The organism is Roseobacter sp. S87 (genome assembly GCF_055693285.1).
In genome coordinates this window covers 3498708-3521651 of record NZ_JBVFTR010000004.1, presented here as the reverse complement: position 1 = coordinate 3521651, position 22944 = coordinate 3498708, and the positions used below count along the sequence as shown (strand labels likewise).

General features: G+C 60.1%; 25 protein-coding genes, 1 tRNA gene, 1 pseudogene and 2 riboswitches. Of the genes and pseudogenes, 14 read left to right on the top strand and 13 right to left on the bottom strand.

What is annotated here, in order from left to right:
• Nucleotides 1-256: 256 nt before the first annotated feature.
• Nucleotides 257-332: transfer RNA gene (locus tag ACZ1HA_RS18260), tRNA-Lys, on the bottom strand.
• 98 nt (nt 333-430) lie between these two features.
• Between ACZ1HA_RS18260 and dapF the strand changes: the two genes are divergently transcribed.
• From dapF to ACZ1HA_RS18240, 4 genes and pseudogenes are all read left to right on the top strand, one after another.
• Nucleotides 431-1273, top strand: coding sequence for a diaminopimelate epimerase (gene dapF / locus ACZ1HA_RS18255; RefSeq protein WP_472714912.1), 843 nt, complete (start codon nt 431-433; stop codon nt 1271-1273).
• Nucleotides 1270-2523 (top strand): tRNA (N(6)-L-threonylcarbamoyladenosine(37)-C(2))-methylthiotransferase MtaB, encoded by a 1254-nt coding sequence (gene mtaB / locus ACZ1HA_RS18250; RefSeq protein ID WP_472714911.1) that lies wholly within the window; start codon nt 1270-1272, stop codon nt 2521-2523. The genes dapF and mtaB overlap by 4 nt, the downstream gene beginning before the upstream one ends.
• A 243-nt stretch (nt 2524-2766) precedes the next feature.
• Nucleotides 2767-3440: pseudogene (locus ACZ1HA_RS18245) on the top strand (Crp/Fnr family transcriptional regulator).
• 110 nt (nt 3441-3550) lie between these two features.
• Nucleotides 3551-3700 carry a hypothetical protein gene (locus ACZ1HA_RS18240; RefSeq protein WP_436398298.1) on the top strand — a complete coding sequence of 50 codons (150 nt, stop codon included), beginning with the start codon at nt 3551-3553 and terminating at the stop codon, nt 3698-3700.
• 408 nt (nt 3701-4108) lie between these two features.
• Here the strand turns inward: ACZ1HA_RS18240 and ACZ1HA_RS18235 are convergent, their stop codons facing one another.
• The 5 genes from ACZ1HA_RS18235 to ACZ1HA_RS18215 all read right to left on the bottom strand — a co-directional run bounded on the left by ACZ1HA_RS18235 (nt 4109) and on the right by ACZ1HA_RS18215 (nt 8299).
• Nucleotides 4109-4897: a cytochrome c1 gene (locus ACZ1HA_RS18235; RefSeq protein WP_375229280.1), complete on the bottom strand. Its 789-nt coding sequence runs from the start codon at nt 4895-4897 to the stop codon at nt 4109-4111.
• 12 nt (nt 4898-4909) lie between these two features.
• A complete protein-coding gene (locus ACZ1HA_RS18230) occupies nt 4910-6250 on the bottom strand; it encodes a cytochrome b (protein ID WP_472714910.1) in 1341 nt (446 codons plus the stop codon).
• A gap of 12 nt (nt 6251-6262) precedes the next feature.
• The gene (petA, locus tag ACZ1HA_RS18225; protein ID WP_375229282.1) at nt 6263-6823 is read right to left on the bottom strand and encodes a ubiquinol-cytochrome c reductase iron-sulfur subunit; all 561 of its coding nucleotides are present in this window, start codon (nt 6821-6823) and stop codon (nt 6263-6265) included.
• Between the two features lie 194 nt (nt 6824-7017).
• The gene (locus tag ACZ1HA_RS18220) at nt 7018-7629 is read right to left on the bottom strand and encodes a glutathione S-transferase (protein ID WP_472714909.1); all 612 of its coding nucleotides are present in this window, start codon (nt 7627-7629) and stop codon (nt 7018-7020) included.
• Between the two features lie 40 nt (nt 7630-7669).
• Nucleotides 7670-8299 (bottom strand): FMN-binding negative transcriptional regulator, encoded by a 630-nt coding sequence (locus ACZ1HA_RS18215; protein WP_472714908.1) that lies wholly within the window; start codon nt 8297-8299, stop codon nt 7670-7672.
• Between the two features lie 63 nt (nt 8300-8362).
• Nucleotides 8363-8510: riboswitch (FMN riboswitch) on the top strand.
• Between the two features lie 70 nt (nt 8511-8580).
• Between ACZ1HA_RS18215 and ACZ1HA_RS18210 the strand changes: the two genes are divergently transcribed.
• A complete protein-coding gene (locus tag ACZ1HA_RS18210) occupies nt 8581-9030 on the top strand; it encodes a 6,7-dimethyl-8-ribityllumazine synthase (protein WP_472715349.1) in 450 nt (149 codons plus the stop codon).
• On the opposite strand, the gene ACZ1HA_RS18205 is transcribed toward ACZ1HA_RS18210, so the two are convergent.
• The 3 genes from ACZ1HA_RS18205 to ACZ1HA_RS18195 are packed head-to-tail and all read right to left on the bottom strand — an operon-like array spanning nt 9027 to nt 12221.
• Nucleotides 9027-9719: a thiamine ABC transporter ATP-binding protein gene (locus ACZ1HA_RS18205; protein ID WP_472714907.1), complete on the bottom strand. Its 693-nt coding sequence runs from the start codon at nt 9717-9719 to the stop codon at nt 9027-9029. The two genes, ACZ1HA_RS18210 and ACZ1HA_RS18205, sit on opposite strands and share 4 nt — an antisense overlap.
• The gene (locus ACZ1HA_RS18200) at nt 9706-11262 is read right to left on the bottom strand and encodes a thiamine/thiamine pyrophosphate ABC transporter permease ThiP (RefSeq protein WP_472714906.1); all 1557 of its coding nucleotides are present in this window, start codon (nt 11260-11262) and stop codon (nt 9706-9708) included. The genes ACZ1HA_RS18205 and ACZ1HA_RS18200 overlap by 14 nt, the downstream gene beginning before the upstream one ends.
• Nucleotides 11238-12221 (bottom strand): thiamine ABC transporter substrate-binding protein, encoded by a 984-nt coding sequence (locus ACZ1HA_RS18195; RefSeq protein ID WP_472714905.1) that lies wholly within the window; start codon nt 12219-12221, stop codon nt 11238-11240. The genes ACZ1HA_RS18200 and ACZ1HA_RS18195 overlap by 25 nt, the downstream gene beginning before the upstream one ends.
• A gap of 37 nt (nt 12222-12258) precedes the next feature.
• Nucleotides 12259-12359: riboswitch (TPP riboswitch) on the bottom strand.
• Between the two features lie 92 nt (nt 12360-12451).
• Here ACZ1HA_RS18195 and aroC point away from each other — a divergent pair.
• A complete protein-coding gene (aroC, locus tag ACZ1HA_RS18190) occupies nt 12452-13552 on the top strand; it encodes a chorismate synthase (RefSeq protein ID WP_472714904.1) in 1101 nt (366 codons plus the stop codon).
• A gap of 6 nt (nt 13553-13558) precedes the next feature.
• Here aroC and ACZ1HA_RS18185 read toward each other — a convergent pair whose 3' ends face one another.
• A complete protein-coding gene (locus ACZ1HA_RS18185) occupies nt 13559-14146 on the bottom strand; it encodes a TetR/AcrR family transcriptional regulator (RefSeq protein ID WP_472714903.1) in 588 nt (195 codons plus the stop codon).
• Between the two features lie 133 nt (nt 14147-14279).
• Between ACZ1HA_RS18185 and ACZ1HA_RS18180 the strand changes: the two genes are divergently transcribed.
• From ACZ1HA_RS18180 to ACZ1HA_RS18170, 3 genes are all read left to right on the top strand, one after another.
• Nucleotides 14280-14660: a DM13 domain-containing protein gene (locus ACZ1HA_RS18180; RefSeq protein ID WP_472714902.1), complete on the top strand. Its 381-nt coding sequence runs from the start codon at nt 14280-14282 to the stop codon at nt 14658-14660.
• 73 nt (nt 14661-14733) lie between these two features.
• Complete coding sequence (locus ACZ1HA_RS18175; RefSeq protein WP_472714901.1) at nt 14734-15708, top strand: DMT family transporter; 975 nt, start codon at nt 14734-14736, stop codon at nt 15706-15708.
• Nucleotides 15709-15738: 30 nt separating this feature from the next.
• A complete protein-coding gene (locus ACZ1HA_RS18170) occupies nt 15739-16347 on the top strand; it encodes a DUF6434 domain-containing protein (RefSeq protein ID WP_472714900.1) in 609 nt (202 codons plus the stop codon).
• Nucleotides 16348-16356: 9 nt separating this feature from the next.
• Here ACZ1HA_RS18170 and ACZ1HA_RS18165 read toward each other — a convergent pair whose 3' ends face one another.
• Both ACZ1HA_RS18165 and ACZ1HA_RS18160 read right to left on the bottom strand, forming a co-directional pair.
• Nucleotides 16357-16698, bottom strand: a complete 342-nt coding sequence (locus ACZ1HA_RS18165; RefSeq protein ID WP_375229292.1) for a YybH family protein — start codon at nt 16696-16698, stop codon at nt 16357-16359.
• A gap of 4 nt (nt 16699-16702) precedes the next feature.
• Entirely contained in the window at nt 16703-17572 is an 870-nt protein-coding gene (locus ACZ1HA_RS18160) for a branched-chain amino acid aminotransferase (RefSeq protein ID WP_472714899.1), read from the bottom strand.
• Between the two features lie 171 nt (nt 17573-17743).
• On the opposite strand from ACZ1HA_RS18160, the gene ACZ1HA_RS18155 reads away from it, so the two are divergent.
• From ACZ1HA_RS18155 to dxs, 5 genes are all read left to right on the top strand, one after another.
• Nucleotides 17744-18256: a MarR family winged helix-turn-helix transcriptional regulator gene (locus tag ACZ1HA_RS18155; protein WP_375229294.1), complete on the top strand. Its 513-nt coding sequence runs from the start codon at nt 17744-17746 to the stop codon at nt 18254-18256.
• Nucleotides 18253-18954: a response regulator gene (locus tag ACZ1HA_RS18150; protein WP_436398306.1), complete on the top strand. Its 702-nt coding sequence runs from the start codon at nt 18253-18255 to the stop codon at nt 18952-18954. The genes ACZ1HA_RS18155 and ACZ1HA_RS18150 overlap by 4 nt, the downstream gene beginning before the upstream one ends.
• 75 nt (nt 18955-19029) lie before the next feature.
• Nucleotides 19030-19272, top strand: a complete 243-nt coding sequence (locus tag ACZ1HA_RS18145) for an exodeoxyribonuclease VII small subunit (RefSeq protein ID WP_375229295.1) — start codon at nt 19030-19032, stop codon at nt 19270-19272.
• Between the two features lies 1 nt (nt 19273).
• Nucleotides 19274-20143 (top strand): polyprenyl synthetase family protein, encoded by an 870-nt coding sequence (locus ACZ1HA_RS18140; protein WP_472714898.1) that lies wholly within the window; start codon nt 19274-19276, stop codon nt 20141-20143.
• 10 nt (nt 20144-20153) lie between these two features.
• Nucleotides 20154-22082, top strand: coding sequence for a 1-deoxy-D-xylulose-5-phosphate synthase (gene dxs / locus ACZ1HA_RS18135; RefSeq protein ID WP_472714897.1), 1929 nt, complete (start codon nt 20154-20156; stop codon nt 22080-22082).
• Here dxs and ACZ1HA_RS18130 read toward each other — a convergent pair.
• Complete coding sequence (locus ACZ1HA_RS18130) at nt 22079-22933, bottom strand: SDR family oxidoreductase (protein ID WP_472714896.1); 855 nt, start codon at nt 22931-22933, stop codon at nt 22079-22081. The two genes, dxs and ACZ1HA_RS18130, sit on opposite strands and share 4 nt — an antisense overlap.
• Nucleotides 22934-22944 lie beyond the last annotated feature (11 nt).

Below are 22944 nucleotides of genomic sequence, written 5' to 3'. Positions count from 1 at the left end.
TCAAAAAGTCATCAAAAAAATGGGGCTCTACCGTTGCGCGAAAAAATTAATGCGTCAACCCTTTCTGATAGAGAGCGGATTTTCCGGGGTTGCCGGCGCACAAAAGCCCCTTTGTAGAAGTGTCGCGCACCAGAATGAATTTCGTACCGCGCTGGGAAGCCGGAATGCTGCCGTCCCGGAACCCGGACAACAGGACATCCGGCACAAACGCTGCTCAACCCCGCCGGCGCTGAAGTTCTTATTCTGAAGGGAAAAGTGGTGAGCCGTGCAGGATTCGAACCTGCGACCCGCTGATTAAAAGTCAGCTGCTCTACCAACTGAGCTAACGGCCCCACTAGGCGGTCTACTTAGAAAGGTGCCGGGACCGGGTCAAGCCCCAAATCGGCCTTTTCGCAAGGACATACTGGATAGTTTCGCCGCAGCGGCTTATATGGCCGCCATGCGTGATGCAGATGATATCGGTTTGCCCTTCATGAAGATGCACGGGCTTGGAAACGACTTTGTCGTCCTGGACGCACGCGCGCATGAAATCCCCGTTTCAGCAGCCCTGGCACGGGCACTGGGTGACCGTCATCGCGGGGTGGGTTTTGATCAGCTTGCTGTGATGTCGAAAGGTGCTTCCGGACTGCACCTGACCTTCTACAATGCGGATGGTTCGCTGTCGGCGGCCTGCGGAAACGCAACCCGCTGCATTGCACGCTATGTCATGCAGGAAACCGGCGCGGACACTCTGGAACTCAGCACAGACAGGGGCGCACTGCACGCCGTTGATGCCGGCAATGGCCTCACGTCGGTCAACATGGGGCAACCGCAGACAGAGTGGTCAGATATCCCCCTCGCCCGCGAAATAGACACGCTCAGCCTTCCGGTTGATGGCGCGCCTGTAGCCACAGGGATGGGCAATCCGCACTGCACGTTCTTTGTGGATGATGCAGATACCATTGATCTGGCCGCGTTTGGTGCCGCACACGAGCATCATCCGCTTTTTCCGGAACGCACAAATGTTCAGGTGGCATCACTTGTGGGACAAGATCACCTGCGCATGCGGGTCTGGGAACGGGGCGTCGGCATTACCCTGGCCTCAGGTTCCTCCAGCTGTGCAACAGCCGTTGCCGCCGCACGGCGCGGGCTGACCGGGCGCAGGGTTCAGATCGACCTTGATGGCGGTACCCTTCATGTCGACTGGCGCAATGACGGTGTCTGGATGACAGGACCCACCATGCATGTGTTCTCCGGTCATCTGACCCGGGACTTTCTGGACAGCCTGGTATGAACGCGCCGGTATTTTCGACAATGGGCTGCCGCCTGAATGCCTATGAGACGGCGGCCATGCAGGAACTGGCAGAAGAAGCCGGTCTGAAAAATGCCGTTGTCATCAACACCTGTGCGGTCACCGCCGAAGCCGTGCGAAAGGCGCGCAAGGATATCCGCCGGCTGCGGCGTGAAAATCCGCAAGCCCGGCTGATTGTCACGGGGTGCGCCGCGCAAACCGAGCCCGAAACCTTCACCGCCATGCCGGAAGTGGACGCGGTCATCGGCAACACGGAGAAGATGCAAAGCAGCACCTGGCAGGGGCTGGCCGCGGATTTCATCGGCGAGACAGAAGCGCTGCAGGTGGATGACATCATGTCGGTGACGGAAACCGCCGGGCACCTGATCGATGGCTTCGGGTCCCGCAGCCGCGCTTATGTTCAGGTCCAGAACGGTTGTGACCACAGGTGCACGTTCTGCATCATTCCCTACGGACGGGGAAATTCGAGATCGGTTCCGGCAGGTGTCGTGGTGGACCAGATCAAACGGCTTGTGGACCGCGGGTACAACGAAGTCGTTCTGACAGGTGTCGACCTGACGAGCTGGGGTGGTGATCTTCCCGGGAACCCGAGGCTGGGTGACCTGGTCATGCGCATTCTGCGACTGGTGCCCGATCTGCCGCGCCTGAGGATCAGTTCCATTGACAGCATCGAGGCCGACGAGAACCTGATGCAGGCCATCGCCACGGAACCACGCCTGATGCCACATCTGCATCTCTCTTTGCAGCACGGTGATGATCTGATTCTCAAGAGAATGAAACGCCGTCACCTGCGCGATGACGCGATCCGGTTCACCGAGGAAGCCCGCCGGCTGCGGCCTGACATGACCTTCGGCGCCGATATAATCGCAGGTTTTCCGACGGAAACGGAACCCATGTTTGAAAACAGCCTGGCGCTGGTTGAGGACTGCGACCTGACATGGCTGCATGTTTTTCCGTATTCCCCGCGCAAAGGAACGCCTGCAGCACGGATGCCTGCTGTAGATGGCACGGCGATCCGTGAAAGAGCGGCAAGACTGCGTGAGGCGGGCGTGGCCAGGGTTTCACGGCATCTCGCGGCACAGGTTGGACGGCAGCACCAGGTTCTTATGGAAGGCCCCAACATGGGCCGCACGGAACAGTTTGCCGAAGTCCATACGCAGCAGGCGCAGACGACGGGCAGCATTGTCACCCTCGACATTGCAGAAACAGAGAGCGGTGTGCTGCGCGCCTGATCCGCTGCCCGGATATCAAGAAATATCGTGACAAAGCTCTACACGCCTCGCTAGTCTTTAGGTACTGGTGGGGAGTACCGGTAGTTGTATCAGTGCGAATGGCAGATCTGAGAGTTCAGACCAACACGGTCTGTGTTCTCCCTTTTCCTGTGAACCGGCCTGTATTGCTGGTTTTTGGGGGACGTCACATTGCATCTGAAACAGTCGCCGGCTCCACCTGCACAGGGAAGCACAGAGTTCGCAATGGATAATAAATCACTGCCCAAAACCGGGTTTCTGGCCAACGCATCCTCAGACCTTTCTGAGCTTCTGGATTCTGTTGTCCACGGTTGTGGACCTGTCAGAAGGCGAAGTGCTCTTTGAACAGGGCGACGCAGGTGATGCGCTTTACGCCATTGTTTCCGGGTCGCTGGAATTCAGCATCCTGTCCCGGGAAGGCCGCAAGCTTTCCTTGGATGTGATGCGTCCAGGTGCCTTGTTTGGCGAGATCGCACTTTTTGACCCCGGCACCCGCACCGCGACGGTGACTGCGCTGGAAAAATCGCGTGTCCGGGGCGTGAAGAACGCCGATGTCATTGCTGCGATCCGCAAAAAGCCTGATCTTGGCATTGATATGATCCAGCTGGCCGGCGAACGCATGCGCTGGATGAGCAGTCAGCTTAATGAACAGGTTTTTCTGCCGATGCCGGCCCGGCTGGCGCGCAAGATCCTGTATCTCACGCTGGACGGGTCCGAACAGCTGGCTACGCTCGCGTTGTCGCAGTCGGAACTGGCTGAATTTGTCGGTGCAACGCGCGAAGCCGTATCCAAGACGTTGTCGTTGTGGAAACGGGCGGGCGTGATTGATGTCAGCAGGGGGTGTGCGTGTGCTGGACCGCGATGCCCTGCAGATTATGGCCGATCTCCATCAGATTTAATGCATCGGATGTGATGCGTTTCACATACTGCGATTCTGTCTTTGAGGCATTCTGGGTGCAGTCAGTAGATTCGGTTCCCCGAGGGAACACAGCACACAGAGGATTGCAAAATGCATCGCCCCGGAAAAAGCCCGCCAAAGCCGGAAAATTCAGTCAGCAGGAAGTCCCCCGTCCGGGCCATGATCAGCTGGCTGATCGAAACGGACCGTGAGTTTCGCGCAGCGCAGGCAATGGTCGACGACACCTACTTTCGCCGCTGAAGAACAGAAACCGCCCTCCGGTGAGACGGCGGTTTCGACATCCGCAAACGCCCCGGATCCATCTGAGAAATGAACGGAATTCGGAAGAAAAAGGAAACTATCAGCCGCAAATGTGAACTGGATCACATACAGCGATTCTATCAGAGGTTAAGAATTAGTTATTGTCAGTGAGAGTGAGGGGTAGACGCCTTATTTCAGGTGTCAGTGGTAACAAGGATTTAAGTAGACAGCCGAGTGGGACATGCGTGTTTATCAAGTATTTTCTGCCAATTGCACGCAGGCACGTTTCCCGGTTGAATTGTACTCTCCCCAGGGTCTGTAATTAGCCTTCTTTTTGAAGGTACAGACGGAAAACCCCCCGCGCAGTTTCTGCCGGGGGGTTTTTTTAACTCAGGTCCTGACGGTGTATCAGGCGGACTTCTTGCCCTTGACCGGCGCCCAGAGACGCTTGTTTGTCAGGTACAGCAGCACCGACAGAATTGTCAGGAACAGCACACCAGCAAAACCAGCCTGCTTGCGCGCCATCATTTTGGGTTCAGCGGTCCACATCAGAAATGCGGAAACGTCTTCTGCCATGTGATGGATGTCGTTGGCGTGGCCATCCGAGAACTCAACCTGTTCGTCATAAAGCGGCGGCGCCATGGAAATGTAGCCACCCGGGAACGCTGTGTTCTCATAAAGAGTAACACCGGCTTCCTCTTTCTCCTTTCCGGTATACCCGGTCAGCAGCGAAGCAATGTATTCCGGCCCACCGATCCCCTTGAAGAACTGGTTGATACCCAGTCCATATGGTCCGTGGAAACCAGCGCGTGCCTTGGCCATGAGGCTCAGGTCGGGTGCGTTCTCCAGACCGGATTCCGGAAAATGGTCTGCCGGGCGTGCCGGGCGGAAATCGTCCAGCTCTGCATCGAAAACTTCATAGTTCTCTGCATAGGCGCGCACCTGATCAGCAGGCATATTCGGGCCACCTTCGTCAGACAGCGTCCGGATCGGCACAAACTTCAGACCGTGGCAGGCGGCGCAGACTTCCGTGTAAATCTGAAGACCACGCTGCAGCTGGTTTTGGTCATATGTTCCGAAGGGACCTTCAAACGAAAAGTCAAAGTCCTCGATATGACCCGCTTTGCCGGCCGCGTGAACTGCACCCGTGCTCAGCGCGAGCACAGTAGCAGCGGTAAGGGCAAGTTTCTTAAACATCTCTTGTGTCCTTTATTCCGCGGGTGTTGCGGCTGTTTCACCGGCGCCGGATTTTGCTTTCTTGGCAGCAAAGTCTGCTTCGATGGTTGCAGGCTGAGCCAGCGGTTTTTCGATCACACCCAGCAGCGGCAGGATGATCAGGAAATACGCAAACCAGTAGGCCGAACCGATCAGAGCAATGATCGGATAGATGCCTTCGGCAGGCATCGCACCAACCCACATCAGAACGAAGAAGTTCACGACGAACACCCAGAACCACATTTTGAGCATCGGGCGGTACCGTGCAGAGCGCACGGAAGAGGTGTCGAGCCACGGCGCAAGCGCCATGACAGCGATCGAGCCAAACATTGCAAGCACGCCGAAGAACTTCGCATCGATGATGCCGCCGGTCAGGAAGGATGCAATCTGCACCACCCAGACGGTATCATCAAAGGCGCGCAGGATCGCGTAGAACGGCAGGAAGTACCATTCCGGAACGATGTGTGCGGGCGTCGCCAGAGCATTCGCTTCAATGTAGTTGTCCGGGTGGCCGAGGTAGTTCGGCATGAAACCGACGACTGCAAAGAACACTGCGAGGATAACCGCCAGCGCGAACAGGTCCTTGATCACGAAGTAAGGCCAGAAAGGCAGCGTGTCTTTCTCTGCTTCTTCCTTGGACGTACGGCGCACCTCAACCCCGGTCGGGTTGTTGTTGCCGGTCGTGTGGAACGCCCAGATGTGCACGATCACGAGGCCCAGGATAACGAAGGGCAGCAGGTAGTGCAGCGAGAAGAAACGGTTCAGCGTTGCGTTGTCCACCGCGGGTCCGCCCAGCAGCCATGTCTGCAGCGCTTCACCGATGAACGGAATAGCGCCAAAGAGGCCGGTGATTACGGTCGCGCCCCAGAAGGACATCTGACCCCAGGGCAGCACGTAGCCCATAAAGGCCGTACCCATCATCAGCAGATAGATCAGCATGCCGATAATCCACGTGATCTCGCGCGGCGCCTTGTAAGAACCGTAGTAAAGACCGCGGAAAATATGTGCGTACACCGCCACAAAGAACAGCGACGCGCCGTTCTGGTGCATGTACCGGAGCATATAGCCGCCGTTGACGTTACGCATGATGTGCTCGACCGATGCAAAGGCGTGATCGACATGCGGTGTGTAGTGCATCACCAGGACAATGCCTGTGACAATCTGAAGAACGAGAACAAACGTCAGAACGATGCCCCAGATCCACATCCAGTTGAGGTTTTTGGGCGTGGGGATCATCAGCGTGTCGTACATCAGGCCGATAATCGGCAGACGCTTCGCCAGGCTCTTTTCCCAGTTCGCCTTGGGTTCGTAATGGTCGTGAGGAATTCCAGCCATGAGGTTTCTCCCTTAACCCAGTTTGATCGTTGTTTCGTCGACGAATTCGGCGACAGGAACGGGCAGGTTCCGGGGCGCAGGGCCCTTACGGATCCGGCCGGAAATATCGTAGTGCGAACCGTGGCACGGGCAGAACCAGCCGTCGAAATCGCCGGCGTCGCCCAGCGGAACGCAGCCAAGGTGTGTACAGACGCCCATCATCACCAGCCATTCACCGGCCTCATCGAGCGAGCGGTTTTCATCAGCGGCATCGGCATCGGCCCGCACGTTTGCGTTGTCGGCCAGCGGATCAGGCAGATCGGCGACATCAACGTCACGCGCCTCGGCGATCTCTTCCGGTGTGCGGCGGCGGATAAACACAGGTTTTCCAAGCCATTTTACCGTCAGCTGCGTGCCTGGTTCGACACCGCTCACATCAACGCGGATAGACGACAGCGCCAGAACATCCGCAGAGGGGTTCATCTGGTTCACAAGCGGCCAGATGGCAGCGCCTGCGGTTACTGCGCCCGCTCCGGCTGTGGCGTAGTAAAGGAAATCCCTGCGGGTGCCTTCCTGATCATCTGCATGCGACACGGGTTCACTCCATTTCATGGGCCTTTAGCGGCCTGTGTACACGACCGGCCACGCGCACGTAGCCTGCTGATCCGGGTATGTAGCCGTGTGGCGGCCACTCGTCCAGTAACCTTAGACGCGCAAACCGTCGCAGTCTGGCCCCGAATACGCGATTTCGGCGCTGCCTAAAGGCCAAATCCTTATTTAGTGTGAATTCAGGCAGCCGGCGGGCGGGTCGCCTGCATCGATGGGCGCGAATCAAAAGCGGCGTGCCAGGACGCCAGAGCTTCGTTGCCATTGCGCCAGTTCCGGGCACCATGGCGGAAATCGACATAAGACAGCGCACAGGCCACGGAAATATGCGCCATGCTGACCGGGCCCTCAAGATGACCCATCCAGCGGCCGTTCAGCGCCTGAAGAGCGCGGCTGACTTTGGTCCACTGTGCCTCGACCCAGTCATCCGACTGTTCGTTTTCGGGGCGCAGTTTGCGCTCGTAAGCCATTGAAACGGCGCAATCCATGATGCCGTCTCCGGTTGCCTCAAGCGTTCGGTTTTCCCAGACGCCGGCCCCTGACGGATACAGCGATCCGTCAAACAGTTCGTTGAGATAACCGCAGATGACCCGGCTGTCATAGAGCGTCACACCGTCATCACGCTGGAGCGCGGGGATTTTTGCCAGTGGGTTCGCGGCAGCCAGCCCCTGATCGGACGCAAACGCCGTGGTCGCGATGGTTTCCAGTGTCACCCGGTCAACGCTGTCGAGTTCATGCAGCAGCACGACGACTTTGCGCACATACGGAGAAAGCGGTGAGTGAAAAAGCTTCATGACGGTACCCTTTGTTTGCGTCGCGACCCTAGCAGACCGTTCAGCCCTGTCCATCGGCCGCGCGCATCAGCGCCGCCAGAACGGACAGGTCCGTGCCCTGTCCATAGGCCTCAACATGATCGGCGGCCCGCAGCCGGACGTCATCCGGTTTGTTCTGGTTGAGCTTCCATGTGCCATCAACACCGGTGACCTGCATCCGGCAGGGCACAATGGCGCGCATCATCCGCTCCATCACCCCGTCGGACATTTTGCCGGTCGTCCACGGGGGTTTCGGCAGCAGCCTTTCTTCAAACAGTGCGGACTGACGATCCAGCAGAGCATGCAACTGGTCCTGCGGCAGCATTTCCAGCATCCCGGTCAGATGCACGGCCACATAATTCCACGTCGGCACCTGATCCGGCACATCGTACCAGTCAGGCGACACATAACTGTCCGGGCCGGAAACAGCGAGACGGGCGGCCAGAGGTTCATGTCTAAGCGCGCGCGCGATCGGGTTGGACCGCAGAAGATGCAGCCAGACGTATCCGCCATCCTCATCCAGCAGAAACGGAATATGCGACATCCATGGGCCATCCGCGCCGCCCACTGCAATCACACCGAATGCACGCTCACGGGCCCAGTCGAGGTTGGTCTGCGCGTCCTGTGTGTGGAAAACCGGATTAGGGTGCATCGCTCTGCTCTCTGAAAGTGTCGCATTTGCTCTTGCAGGGTTTTTGAGCGGCTGACAAGCTGGGCGCATTCTCAGGGCGGGGTGGAATTCCCCACCGGCGGTATGCGGGCTGGACCCGCGAGCCCGCGAGCGGCCTTTCACGAGAGAGGTGTCAGCAGATCCGGTGAGACGCCGGAGCCGACGGTTACAGTCCGGATGAAAGAGAATGCGGCTTACCGCGGGGCAAAAGCGCCTGCGCGTGGCCGTGATCGCCTTGGGTGGACGTGTCTGAACACAAGGAGATCGATATGACACACACCCGTTATGCCTTCGTCAAAGCGCAGTGGCACGCTGACATCGTGGACCGCGCGCTTGATGGTTTTCTGGAAACGATACCCGCCGGACAGGTCGATGTCTTCGACGTGCCAGGCGCGTTTGAAATGCCCCTGATGGCCCGCGACCTGGCAGCATCCGGGCGCTATGCCGCCGTAGTCTGCGCGGCATTTGTCGTTGATGGCGGCATCTATCGTCATGATTTTGTGGCGCAATCGGTGGTCGACGGGCTGATGCGGGCCGGGCTGGACACCGGGGTGCCGGTGCTGTCGGTGTCGCTGACACCGCATCATTACCAGGAGACTGACCACCACAATGCGATCTACCGCGAGCACTTTGTCACAAAGGGGCGTGAGGCGGCACAGGCGGCACTTGGAATCCTGCGCGCGCGCGAGGCGCTGACAGTCAGAGCGGCCTAGCCGAGATAGGCGCGCAGGGCCGGCGGTGGGTTGTTCATCAACGCTGCTGCCGGTTCGGGCGGATGCGCCACACCGCCTTCGACAAACACAACGTCATCTGCGATACGCGCGACGTCTTCCGGCGCGTGGGTGACCATCATCATGGTCGCCCCGGTTTCCGTGGCCAGGTCACGCACCAGATCGAGCATCTCGCGCCGCAGCGCGGGGCCCAGCGCCGCAAAGGGCTCATCCAGCAGTACCAGCGGTCGCTGTTGCACCAGAATGCGCGCAAGTGCTGCGCGGCTCTGCTGTCCACCTGAGAGCGCCCCGGGTCTGCGCGCCTCCATACCCGCAAGACCAACCCGGTCGAGCGCCAGCGCAATCCGTGTATGTTCCTCGGCTGTGAGCCGCAGGGCCGGGCGCAGCCCCAGACCAACATTCTGCGTCAGCGTCAGATGCGGAAAGAGATTGTTGTCCTGAAACAGCATGGAAATGGCCCGCGCCCCTGGGGCTGCGCCGGTGATATCCGCACCATCCAGTGTGATCCGTCCGGCTGCCAGCGGAACAAAACCGCTGACCGCACCAAGCAGCGTGGACTTGCCCGCGCCTGATGGCCCGATCACCGCCACACGGTGACCTGCCGGGACAGTCATATCTGCCGTCAGGGCAAAGGACCCCTGCTCAATCCGCAGGGCTTCAAGTTTCAGCATGCCAGCGTCCTCCGCGGTCACATATCCAGAACACACCAAGCGCCATCACCAGCAGCAACAGCGCCGCGCCGGCAGCGGCCTCTGTGCGGTAAGCCCCCATCAGGCGGTACATCTGCAGTGGCAGAGTCGTGCGGTCCGGATCGGAAAAGAGCGCAATCACACCCAGATCCCCGACCGACAGCGCCCCGGTCAGCCCAGCGGCAAATCCGATCTGCCGGCGCGCGCGTGGCAGAACCAGCCAGTGCCAGGCCTGTATGCCACGGATACCCAGCGTGACGCAGAGCCGTCCGTAGCCCTGCAGCGCATCGCGAACGCCCGGCACGATTATGCGCAGAGCAAACGGCAGGGCCATCAGCGCATTGACCACCGCCGTCACGGGCAATGACAGCGCCACCGGATCCGCGATGGGGTTGATCAGAATGAACCAGCCAACGCCCAGCATCAGCGGCGAGGCCGACAGACCGATCAGCCCAATGGCCTCTGCACTCCCCTTTTCGCGGATCGCGATCCACCCGGCCAGTGGTAGCGCCAGCGCCAGCATGACCACGACACTCAGCGCCGCGACCCAGAGGGATGTGAAAGCAGCAGACCATGCAGTGGCCGGCACGTGCACCAATCCGGCGAGCCCGGACAGGGTCACTGCGGTCAAAGGGCCAAGCAGGAAAAGCGCGCCCAGCATAATCGCAAGGCCATCAAGCCATCTTTGCACACCAGGGCGCGCATCATAACGGGTGATGCTGCGGTCCATGCCTGCGCCCATGGGGATATCGGGGATAATCCGCAGGGCCAGCACCGCGGCACTCCCGGCCAGAAAGAGCTGCACCACAGACAGAAAAGCGGCCCGTGACAGGTCAAACTCGAAACGGAAGGCCTGATAGATGGCGAGCTCAATCGTTGTGGCGCGCGGGCCGCCGCCCAGTGTGAGCGCCACTGCAAAACTGGTCAGACAGATGACAAAGATCAGGGCCGCGGCACCCGGCAGAATGCGCCGGATCATCGGCCATTCCAGGGTATGAAACACCATCCGGGGCGGCAGATCGAGCTGTGCGGCCAGACGGAAATGCTCAGACGGAATGCTCTGCCAGCCCTGCAGCAGCAAACGCGTCGCCAGGGGCAGATTGAAAAACACATGGGCCAGCACGACACCGTGCAGACCGTAAATGGACACTTCCGGCAGACCGACAGCGCCCAGCGCCTGGTTGAGCAGCCCGTTGCGTCCGAAGATTGCCAGCAGACCGAGCACCGCGACGATAACCGGCAGAATGAATGGTGCCCCCAGAAGGGTAATCAGCAGACCTTTGCCCGGCATGTCGCGCCTGGCCAGCGCACGGGCGAGCGGCACCGCAAGCACAACCGAAAAGACAGCAGACAGCGTCGCCTGAAAAAGGGTAAACCGTATCGCCGCCCAGTCGGCGGGGCCGAAACCACCGCCAGGCTCCGCGCGCAGACCGATGCCCACAAAGGCCAGAACAACCGCCGCGACGACCAGCGCCGCGGCAATCATTCCGGATCGTCCTGTTACTGGCTGAGCGCTGAGCGCCATGTTTCAATGGCCTGTGCCTGAAGCTCAGTGGCCTCGGCTTCGCTGTAGAAAAGAACGTTTTCCGGCAGGTTCAGCTGCGACCACCCTTCGGGCCATTTGTCTTTGGGCAGTGCTGCCGGGAGGGACCAGTTGGCCGTCGGGATCATCGACTGGAAATCACCGGACATCACGTAAGCCATGAACGCATCCGCCAGCTCGGGCTCTTCGGTCCTGGCCACTTTGCCCACCGTTTCGACCATAAAGTAATGACCTTCCGGGAAGATTGCCGCCTTTTTGGTGAAATCCTCTTCAGCGAACATATGATACGCGGGCGACGTGGTGTAGCTCAGCACCATGTCGGCTTCACCGTCGGTAAACATGCCATAGCTGGTGGACCAGTCCTTGGTGACCGTCAGGATCTTCGGCGCCAGCTGCGCCCAGGCTTCATCAGCTCTGTCGCCGTAAACGGCCTGCACCCAGAGCACGAGTGCCAGGCCCGAAATAGAAGTACGCGGGTCCTGAATGACGATCTTCACATCATCGGGCAGCGCCAGCATCTCTTCGAAGCTGGCCGGCGGATTGTCCATCAGGGTTTCATTATAGATGAAAGCTGTGTGGCCGTAGTTGAACGGCAGGAAGGTATCATCCGTCCAGTCAACCGGCAGGGTCAGCGCGCTGTTGTCCTGGCCGTGGGTTCCGAAAAGACCCGTTGCGCGGGCTTTGGCCGTGACGTCAGAAGTCAGGCCAATCACAACATCCGCCTTCGTACGCTCGCCTTCCAGCAGCAGACGCGGCAGCAGGTCGCCGGTGGACCACTCCAGATCACACTCGCAGAAAGCCTCAAAGCCTTCCTCAATCATCGGGCCGGGGCCCCATTCGGATGTGAAATAGTCGCCCGCATATACGGTGAGGACGGGTGTGTCCGCCCAGGCCTGGCTGGCACAGAGCAGGGTAGCTGCAATTGCTGTAGTCTTACGCATGATCATTCCTTTTCAAATGCGTCAGACGGCGAAAGAGGATGATCAGGTCAACCTTCCCTCCGCCGGTCTTAACCGGTTCAGGTTCTACGGGTCCGCGTGAAACGCATCTCAGCCAGGTTGGCCCCCCGAGGTGTGGTCAGACGTAATGCGCCGCCCCGGGATTGGCAAGCGATAAGGTCTTGAGGCGCGCCGCCTGCGCCGGTAAGCAGCGGGGCCAGAGGAGCGAATGCATGTCGATGAACAGTTTTGGCCACCTTTTCCGTGTCACGACCTGGGGTGAAAGCCACGGGCCGGCTCTGGGTGCGACCGTGGATGGCTGCCCTCCGGGCGTGGAGATCGACGAAACGTCGATCCAGCACTGGCTGGACAAGCGCAAACCGGGTCAGAACAAATACACGACACAGCGCCGCGAAGCCGATGAGGTGAAAATCCTGTCCGGGACCTTTGAGGGAAAAACGACCGGCACGCCGGTTCAGCTGATGATCGAGAATACCGACCAGCGGTCCAAGGATTACGGCGACATCAAAGACAAATTCCGTCCGGGACATGCGGATATCACCTATTTCCAGAAATACGGCATCCGCGATTATCGCGGCGGCGGGCGGTCGAGCGCGCGCGAGACCGCTGCCCGCGTGGCGGCAGGTGGTCTCGCGCGCGCAGCGCTCCGCTCACTCGTACCCGCGCTGGAGATCAAAGGGTATATGACCCGCATGGGTGCCCACGGGATAGACCGGGACCGGTTCGACTGGGCGCAGATTGACGAAAACCCGTTCTGGGTGCCGGACGCGCAGGCCGCAACAGACTGGGCGGCGTATCTGGATGGGCTGCGCAAATCCGGCAGTTCGGTCGGCGCGGTCATTGAAGTTGTCGCACGAGGCGTGCCCGCAGGCCTCGGCGCGCCGGTCTACGGCAAGCTGGACACTGATCTTGCCGCGGCCATGATGAGCATCAACGCCGTCAAGGGCGTGGAAATTGGCGAGGGCATGTCAGCTGCCATGCTGACGGGTGAACTGAACGCTGATGAGATTTCGATGGGTCCGGACGGGCCGGTCTATTCTTCCAACCATGCGGGTGGGATTCTGGGTGGCATCAGTACGGGTCAGGACATCGTAGTCCGTTTCGCGGTCAAACCGACCTCCAGCATCCTGACCACACGGAAAACGATCACCAGACAGGGTGAGGACACCGAGATCATCACAAAAGGCCGCCACGATCCCTGTGTCGGCATCCGGGCCGTGCCCGTTGGTGAGGCAATGATGGCCTGTGTCCTGCTGGATCACCTGCTGCTGCACCGTGGTCAGGTCGGTGAAAACCAGGGTCACATCGGCTGAACAGGATCAGCGCGCCCTGAGCAGCTCTTCGATGCCGCGACCACTCTGCTCGACAATACCCAGTGGCAGGCATGATCGCGCCAGAACCCTTAAACCGATGTATTGCGTCAGCAGAACATTGGCGAGCGTCGCGCGGGCATCGGTCTGCAGTGTATCGTGCAGCGGTGACACCGACAGGGCGACGGCCATCGCATCGCGGATCCGGCGCAGGCCATTATTCACGGCCGCCGCAATTTCCGGATCCGACATCTCACTGCCCGCCGCAGCGGTGCACAGCAGACAACCGCGCCGGTCCCCATCCCGGACAGCCTGAACAATACCCTTAAACAGCCCAAGAATACGGCGGCGCCCATCCGGCACACTGGGATCCGTCAGCTGGGCAACAGCTTTGTCGACCGCAACCTTGCCATAATAATCGAGCACCCGCAGATAGAGAGACTTTTTGTCACCGAATGCCTTGTAAAGACTGCCACGGGTCAGCTCCATCCCTTCCAGCAGATCAGGCAGCGACGCTTCCTCATAGCCTTTTGTCCAGAACACGCCGGCGGCTTTCCGGATTGCGTCCTCTGTGTCGAATTCCCTGGGGCGTGCCATTGCAACCTCATTTCAGATGTCAGCGCATACATAATTCGGAACTGATCGATACACAATCACAGTTTTGTGTATTGTACCGGTCAGTTCCGAATCCTATCTGGGGTCCATCGGAACCACTCGGAAGGACAGTAAAATGAAAAACCTCATCACTGCTATACTTGTCGCAGGCCTCACTGCTCTGGCCACTTTCGGCGCACAGGCCGGGCCATCCGGTACTTTCACCGGAGCAAGCGACCACATCACAACCGGCAAGGTCACCATTGAACGCAACGATGACGGCACAGCGACTGTCACCCTGCACGAAGACTTTTCCCTGGATGGCGCGCCCGATCCGCGGGTCGGCTTCGGCAGGGACGGCGAATATGCAACCGGGACAGATCTTGGCGCACTGCAGAAACTCGCAGGAACACAGACCTACATCGTCCCGGCCTCTGTAAACCTCGATGATTACAACGAGATTTACATCTGGTGCCTGAAGTTTTCCGTGCCGCTTGGTGTTGCCGCACTGAATTAATGTTTCAACAGATTGGGCGCCGTAGTCCCTGGCGGCGCTTGATCTTTGCCCGGCAGAGGCGCAAAGAGCCTCTATGCCCTCTGACCTGACCCAGAACAGACCCGGCCGCGCCATTGCTCTCAAGCTGGCAGCGGTTTTTCTTTTTATGGTGATGGCCGCCATCATCAAGGCCATCTCGGACGAAGTTCCGCCGGGCCAGGCCGTCTTCTTCAGATCGTTTTTTGCAATCCCCGTGATCACGCTCTGGCTCTGGCAAAGGGGCCAGCTGCGCTACGGTCTGATCCCGTCAAACCTGATGGGGCACGTCTGGCGCGGCCTCTTCGGCACAACAGCAATGGGCCTCACCTTTGCCGGACTCGGCCTGCTGCCCCTGCCCGAAGTGACGGCAATCGGATATGCAACACCGATCTTTGCGGTGATTTTCGCAGCACTCTTTCTCGGGGAACGCATCCGGGTGTTCAGATTGTCTGCTGTCGGGCTTGGCCTGATCGGGGTGCTCATCGTGATCGCCCCGCGCCTGAGTGTCGGCCCGGACTCGCTCTCGGCCGCAGCCACGGCGGGCGCGCTGATGGTTCTGGCCGCCTCTGTGCTGCGGGCACTGGTGCAGATCCACGTACGCAGGCTGGTTCAGACGGATCATACCGCTGCTATTGTCTTTTATTTCTCTGTGACCGCCAGCTGCATCGCGCTGCTCAGCATGCCTGTTGGTCTTGTTTTCGGCCACCCCGCGCTGCTGTGGGTGGTGCCGCCGGGCTGGGTCATTGGCCTGCTGATCTCGGCGGGTCTTGTGGGCGGTGTGGCCCAGATCATGGTCACCTCATCCTATCGTTTTGGCGGCGCATCGATGCTGGCACCGTTTGACTACGCCTCCATGATCTTCGCGGGCATCATTGGGTATGTGGTCTTTGATGAAATCCCCACAGGCCCGATCATCATTGGTGCGGCCCTGGTGATCGCGGGCGGTGTCCTGATCATCTGGCGCGAACGGCAGTTGGGCCTCGACCGGAGCAAGTCAAAGCCCAACCAGACACCGACCGGCGCGCCTTGAACACGGCCTTGCCACGGCTATTTCCGGCGTATGGGAAAGACGCCGGACCAGCGACCTGCAATTGCAGACATCACGACAGGCACCGAGCTGCGCCGGTGGTACTGGCTGAAGCCGGAACTGGAAGAGCACGCCAGAGCCTGTGGCCTACGGCACACCGGCGGTAAATTCACAATTCTGGACAGGCTGGCGCATTTTCTGGACACCGGCGAGACACTCTGGCCCGGTGATAACCGCACGGCTCCAAAGTCGAAATTCGACTGGCACAGTGCCGATCTGACTCCTGAAACCATTATTACAGACAGCTACCGGAACTCACAGAATGTGCGCCGGTTTTTCAGGAAGCACGCGGATCCGGGGTTTAAGTTCAACATCGCCTTCATGAACTGGATGAAGACCAATACCGGCAAAACGCTGGCTGATGCGGTTGTTGAGTACCACCGCATGAAGGCCGAAGAAGCGCAGCCGGGGTTTCAGTCAGAGATTGCGCACCACAATCAGTTCAATCAGTACACGCGCGATTTTCTGGCCGACAATCCGCAGATGGGCATGAAAGAAGTACGCCATTTCTGGGCGCTGAAAAAAGCGCTGCCGTCAGACACTGGACGGCATGTCTATGAACGGTCAGATCTGGACCTGTGACATCCGGATTCAGCGCGCGTGGCAGGCCGACGCCTCAACAATCAACCCGTCCGGACCAAAGCGCAGGGTTTCCGCAGCGAGGACATCTTTCTGGTTGCGGTAGGTGATCACCATCATCCCGTGCCCGTGCAGCACATCAACGACAACGAATGACAGATCCGGCTGTTGTTCCAGGGCCGCAGCCCAATAAGCCCGCAGCGCATCACGCCCAAAGACCTCTCCACGCCCGGTGAGGCGCATTGCCTTCTGAGAGCGAAAGACCACATCCGCGCTGTAATGGGCGAGGATGCGGTCCAGGTCATGGGAGTTCCAGCCGGCCTCCCATTCTTCTGCAAAGGCGGAATAGTCCACGCGGTTACGCGCGGACCAGTTTTTCGTACCCTTCCGCGATGTCGCGTGTCAGGCTGCCAACCTCAAAGTTATAGTCGCCGATCTGCCCCACCGGCGTGACCTCGGCCGCTGTTCCGGTTAGCCAGCACTGTTCAAATCCTTCGAGTTCTTCGGGCATGATGTGGCGTTCGTGCACCTTGATCTGGCGGTCTTTCAGCATGCCGATCACGGTCTGACGGGTGATGCCGTTGAGGAAGCAGTCCGGATCAGGCGTGTGCACTTCACCATCTTTGACAAAGAAAATATTGGCGCCGGTCGCCTCTGCCACATAGCCGCGATAGTCAAACATCATGGCATCAGAACAGCCTTTGGCCTCGGCCGCGTGTTTCGACATGGTGCAGATCATGTAAAGGCCTGCCGCCTTGGCGTGGCTGGGGATCGTTTCCGGGCTGGGGCGTTTCCACTTCGAGATGTCGAGCTTTGCGCCCTTCATCTTGGCGTCACCGTAGTAAGCGCCCCATTCCCAGGCCGCGATCGCCAGACGAACAGGATTACGCGCGGAGGCGACACCCATGTCCTCACCCGCACCGCGCCAGGCGATGGCCCGCACATACGCATCCTGAAGACCGGAGGCGGCCAGAACCTCGACTTTGGCGGCTTCGATCTCGTCCACAGTCCAGGGGATCTCAAAGTCAATCATCTCTGCCGAGCGCTTCAGGCGTTCCGAATGCTCGCGGCTTTTGAAGATTTTGCCGTTATAGGCCCGCTCGCCCTCAAACACCGAAGAAGCATAGTGCATAGCATGAGTCAGAATGTGGACGTTCGCCTCGCGCCAGTCGATCATCTGGCCGTCCATCCAGATCGTTCCGTCACGGTCGTTGTATGCACCCGCCATCTCATTTCCTTCCCACGGTTCGCTCAAATTTTTCGATTGTTGCGCAATATACGTCCGATACGGACATAAAATTGCGCAAAACCTGCGATTCGATAGCCCTTCACACTTGGAATGTCAACAAGACTGACGTATGCTGTAACAAACCTGATACGTCAAAGCGGGGACGACATCATGGCTGAGGGACAGGCACCAGCCGGCTATCGCAATGAAAACCTTCTGTTTCTGACAGATGAGCAGCTGCGCCAGGGGATCGAGGCAATGTTCTTTGCCTACCGTGGTTTCACAGCTGATCCGGACCGCATCCTGTCTGACATGGCCTATGGGCGGGCGCATCACCGCGCGGTGCACTTTATCAATCGTGCGCCCGGCACGACCGTCAATAATCTGCTCAACATCCTTGGTGTCACAAAGCAGTCTCTGAACCGTGTCTTGCGCACGCTGATCGAGGATGGTCTGGTGGAAAGCAGAGTTGGCAAGGCCGACAAACGCGAACGGCACCTGTTTCTGACAGACGAAGGCAAAGCGCTGGAACAGAAACTGTCAGATGCTCAGCGCGCCAGGATGCGCATGGCCTTCCGTGACGCGGGCCCTGACGCAGTTGCGGGTTTCCGCCGGGTGCTGGAGGCCATGATGGATAAAGAAATGCGGTTCGCGTACACAAGACTGAAAGATAACACCCCATGAGCGACTTTGACGCCCATCTGCTGATCATTGATGACGACGAACGCATCCGGACGCTGCTGCAGAAGTTCCTGATCCGGAATGGGTTCCTCGTGACCTCCGCGCGGGATGCGGCCCACGCGCGGCGTATTCTGTCCGGTCTCGACTTTGATCTGATCGTCATGGATGTGATGATGCCGGGCGAGGACGGTCTGGCCCTGACCCGCGCGATCCGCGAAGACAATGCGGTGCCCATCCTGCTGCTCACGGCCAAGGGTGAAACCGGCAACCGGATCGAAGGGCTGGAGGCAGGCGCGGACGACTACCTGCCCAAACCCTTTGAACCACGCGAACTGCTGTTGCGGATCAATGCCATCCTGCGCCGCGTGCCCGATGCACCCGCAGACGAGGCCACGCCCAAGGTCCTGACACTCGGCCCGATCCGCTATGACATGGAACGCGGCGAGATGTGGCGCGGCGAAGAGCTTGTGCGCCTGACCGCAACCGAAGTGCTGCTGATGAAGATTTTCTCCGGCAACTGTAACGAGCCGATCAGCCGCGCACGTCTCGTCGAGGAACTCGGTCGGGATCGGGGCCAGGCTCAGGAACGCGCGGTTGACGTACAGATCACCCGCCTGCGCCGCAAGATTGAGGCCGACCCGAAACAGCCACGCTATCTGCAGACCGTACGTGGCGCAGGCTACATGCTCGCGCCGGAATAACGCCAGGCCAGTGCTCTGGCGCGCCCCCGCATTCCCCGGTATATGTGCGGCAGAAACGACATCCGGATATTCACCATGGCAGACACCCCCGTTGCAGAAATGAGTTTTGAGGACGCGATGGCCGAGCTTGAGAAAGTGCTGGGCCAGCTTGAACGCGGGGATGTGGCACTGGACGAGAGCATCGCGCTCTACGAGCGTGGCGCGGCCCTCAAAGCGCGGTGCGAGACCAAGCTGAAAGAGGCCGAGGAAAAGGTCGCGGCCATCACGCTGGACGGCGAGGGCCAGCCCACCGGGACAAAACCTGTCGAAGGGCTCTGAGGTGTTTGAGACCCGGCTGAGCGCTGCCGCGCAGGCAGTGCAGGCGTCATTTGACGATGTTCTGACCAGGCTGCCCAAGGTTCCGGTCGTGGATGCGATGGCGCATGCCGTAAACGGTGGCAAAAGGCTGCGCGGGTTTCTGGTGCTGGAAAGCGCCCGCCTGCACGACATTCCAGCCGAACAGGCCATCTGGCCCGCCACCGCCATCGAGGCGCTGCATGCCTACAGCCTGGTGCACGACGATCTGCCCTGCATGGATGATGACGACCTGAGGCGCGGGCAGCCGACCGTTCACAAAAAGTGGGACGAGGCCACCGCCGTGCTGGCGGGTGATGCGCTGCAGACACTCGCCTTTGAACTGGTCAGCCGACCGGATTGCAGCTCCGATGCAAGCGTCCGTGCGGATCTTGCCCTGACGCTGGCGCAGGCCAGTGGCGCGCAGGGCATGGTGCTGGGCCAGGCGCTCGACATTGCCGCTGAAACAAGCGCCACACCCCTGACACTGGATGAAATCACCAACCTGCAGCGCGGCAAAACCGGGGCCCTGATCGAATGGTCGGCCATGGCCGGTGCGCGGCTGGCCCGAGCCGATACGGGCCCGCTGCACCTCTACGCCCGCGCGCTGGGTCTGGCCTTTCAGATCGCCGATGATCTGCTGGACGTGACCGGCGACAGCGCTACCGTCGGCAAGGCGGTTGGCAAAGACGCCGATGCAGGCAAGGCAACATTTGTCTCGCTGCTGGGTGTGGACGGTGCGCGCACACGGGCCGCCGCGCTGGTGGACGAGGCCTGCGACAGCCTGGCAGGTTACGCCGACCGCGCGGACACCCTAAAAGAGGCTGCCCGCTTTGTCGTGACGCGGAAACACTGAGGAACCGGACATGGCCGACAGACCCGACACACCGATGCTGGACAGGATCGCGCGCCCTGCCGATCTGAAAGGTCTGAGCGACCGCGAATTGCGGCAGGTCGCGGATGAACTGCGGTCTGAGACGATCTCTGCGGTGTCCGTCACCGGTGGCCATCTGGGCGCCGGTCTGGGCGTTGTCGAGCTGACCGTGGCGCTGCACGCGGTGTTTGATACCCCCCGGGACAAGGTGATCTGGGATGTGGGGCATCAGTGTTACCCGCATAAAATCCTGACAGGTCGCCGCGACCGCATCCGGACGCTGCGCATGAAAGATGGTCTGAGCGGTTTTACCAAACGCAGCGAAAGCCCCTATGACCCCTTTGGCGCGGCACACAGTTCAACGTCGATCTCTGCTGCTCTGGGCTTTGCCACAGCGCGCGATCTGGGCGGCGTCGTGCCCGAAGGTCTGGGGGACGCTATTGCGGTGATCGGCGATGGCTCGATGTCTGCCGGCATGGCCTACGAGGCCATGAACAACGCGGGCCACCTTAAAAAACGCCTTATTGTCATTCTGAACGACAACGAGATGTCGATTGCGCCGCCCGTCGGTGCCATGTCCTCCTACCTCAGCCGACTTTATGCCGAGGAGCCGTTCCAGGACCTGAAAGCCGCCGCAAAAGGGGCGGTCAGCCTGCTGCCCGAGCCCTTCCGCGAAGGGGCCAAACGCGCCAAGGATGTGCTCAAGGGCATGGCCGTCGGCAATACGCTTTTTGAACAGCTGGGCTTTTCATATCTGGGGCCGATCGACGGGCACGACATGGACCAGCTGCTGCCGGTTCTGCGCACCGTGAAATCGCGCGCCACCGGGCCCATTCTGATCCATGTGCTGACCAAAAAGGGCAAAGGCTACGCACCTGCCGAAACCGCGCGTGACAAAGGCCACGCCACCGCGAAATTCGATGTGGTCACGGGCGAGCAGAAAAAAGCACCCTCCAACGCGCCGAGCTACACAAAAGTCTTTGCCGAAAGCCTGCTGCAAGAAGCCGCAGGCGACGACAAAATCTGCGCTGTGACCGCGGCCATGCCCGACGGGACCGGGCTGAACCTTTTTGCGGAACGCTATCCCAGCCGGTGTTTTGACGTTGGCATCGCGGAACAGCATGGCGTGACCTTCTCTGCAGCCCTTGCTGCGGGCGGGATGAAGCCCTTCTGCGCGATGTATTCAACGTTCCTGCAGCGCGGGTATGACCAGGTGGTGCATGACGTCGCGATCCAGCGCCTGCCGGTCCGCTTCGCCATCGACCGCGCGGGACTTGTGGGGGCAGATGGTGCCACGCACGCGGGATCCTTTGACATCGGCTATCTGAGCAACCTGCCCGGGTTTGTCGTGATGGCCGCCGCCGATGAGGCGGAGCTGAAACACATGGTGGCCACCGCGGCCGCGCATGATGACGGCCCGATTGCCTTCCGCTTCCCGCGCGGCGAAGGCAACGGTGTCGACATGCCCGAACGGGGCGAGGTGCTGGAAATCGGCAAAGGCCGGATCATTTCGGCCGGTGCGCGCGTCGCCCTTCTGTCCTTTGGCACGCGCCTGTCAGAGACGGAGAAAGCCGCCGAAGCGCTGCGCGCGCGCGGTATCACGCCGACCATCGCCGATGCCCGTTTTGCCAAACCGCTGGACCGCGATCTGATCCTGCAGCTGGCGGCAGACCATGAAGCCCTGATCACCATCGAAGAAGGTGCCGTCGGTGGCTTCGGCAGCCACGTTTCCCAGCTTCTGGCGGACGAGGGTGTTTTCGACAGCGGCCTGAAATTCCGCTCGATGGTCCTGCCGGATATCTTCATTGATCAGGCCAGCCCGGCGGACATGTACTCGGTCGCGGGCATGAACGCCGCCGACATCGAAAGCAAAGTGCTGTCTGTACTGGGGATCGCTCAGATCGGCGAAGCGCGGGCCTAGGTTTCCTGCGCCAGCATCTGCTGCAGGCCGGTGCGGTAGTCAGGATACATCAGCTCAACCCCCAGCTCATTGAGGATGAGGTCGTTGCTGACTTTCTTGCTCTCGGCATAAAAGCTGCGCGCCATGGGCGTCATGTCCGCCTCTTCAAAGTTCACCGCCGGCGGCAGGGGCACGTCCAGCAGTTCGGCGGCATAGGCCAGAACATCCTGCGGCGGCGCCGGGTCATTGTCGCACACATTGTAAATCGCACCCGGACGCGGACGTTGAATCGACGCTTCGAGCACCTGCGCGATGTCATCAACATGAATGCGCGAAAAAACCTGGCCTTTTTTGATGATCCGCCGGGCAGTACCGTTCCGCACTTTTGCGAACGGCCCACGCCCCGGGCCATAAATGCCTGCGAGCCGGAAGATATGCAGCGGCAGACCGGGAATGGCCTGCCAGGCTGCTTCGGCCTCGACCCGCGCCTGACCCCGTTTGGTCGCCGGTGTCAGGGCTGCGGTCTCATCGACCCAGCCGCCCTGATGGTCCCCGTAGACACCGGTGGTGGACAGATACCCGGCCCATTCAAAGCCACTGGCCGCAGCCGCAACCGCTTCGCGGCACTCTGCCAGAACCGGATCCCCGTCCGGGCCCGGGCCTGCCGAAATCAGCAGGGCATCGGCCTCCCCGAGATATCCCGACAGATCAGCACCCGGCCAGATCAGCGGTTCAACACCTGTCTGCCGGATCGCATCCGCTTTTTCCTCAGACCGCGTTGTGCCGATCACGCGCCAGCCCTGCGGCACCAGCCGGGCCGCCAGAGCGCGGGCACTGAACCCATGCCCGAGAGAAAGAAGCGTTTTACTCATGACAGGAAAGT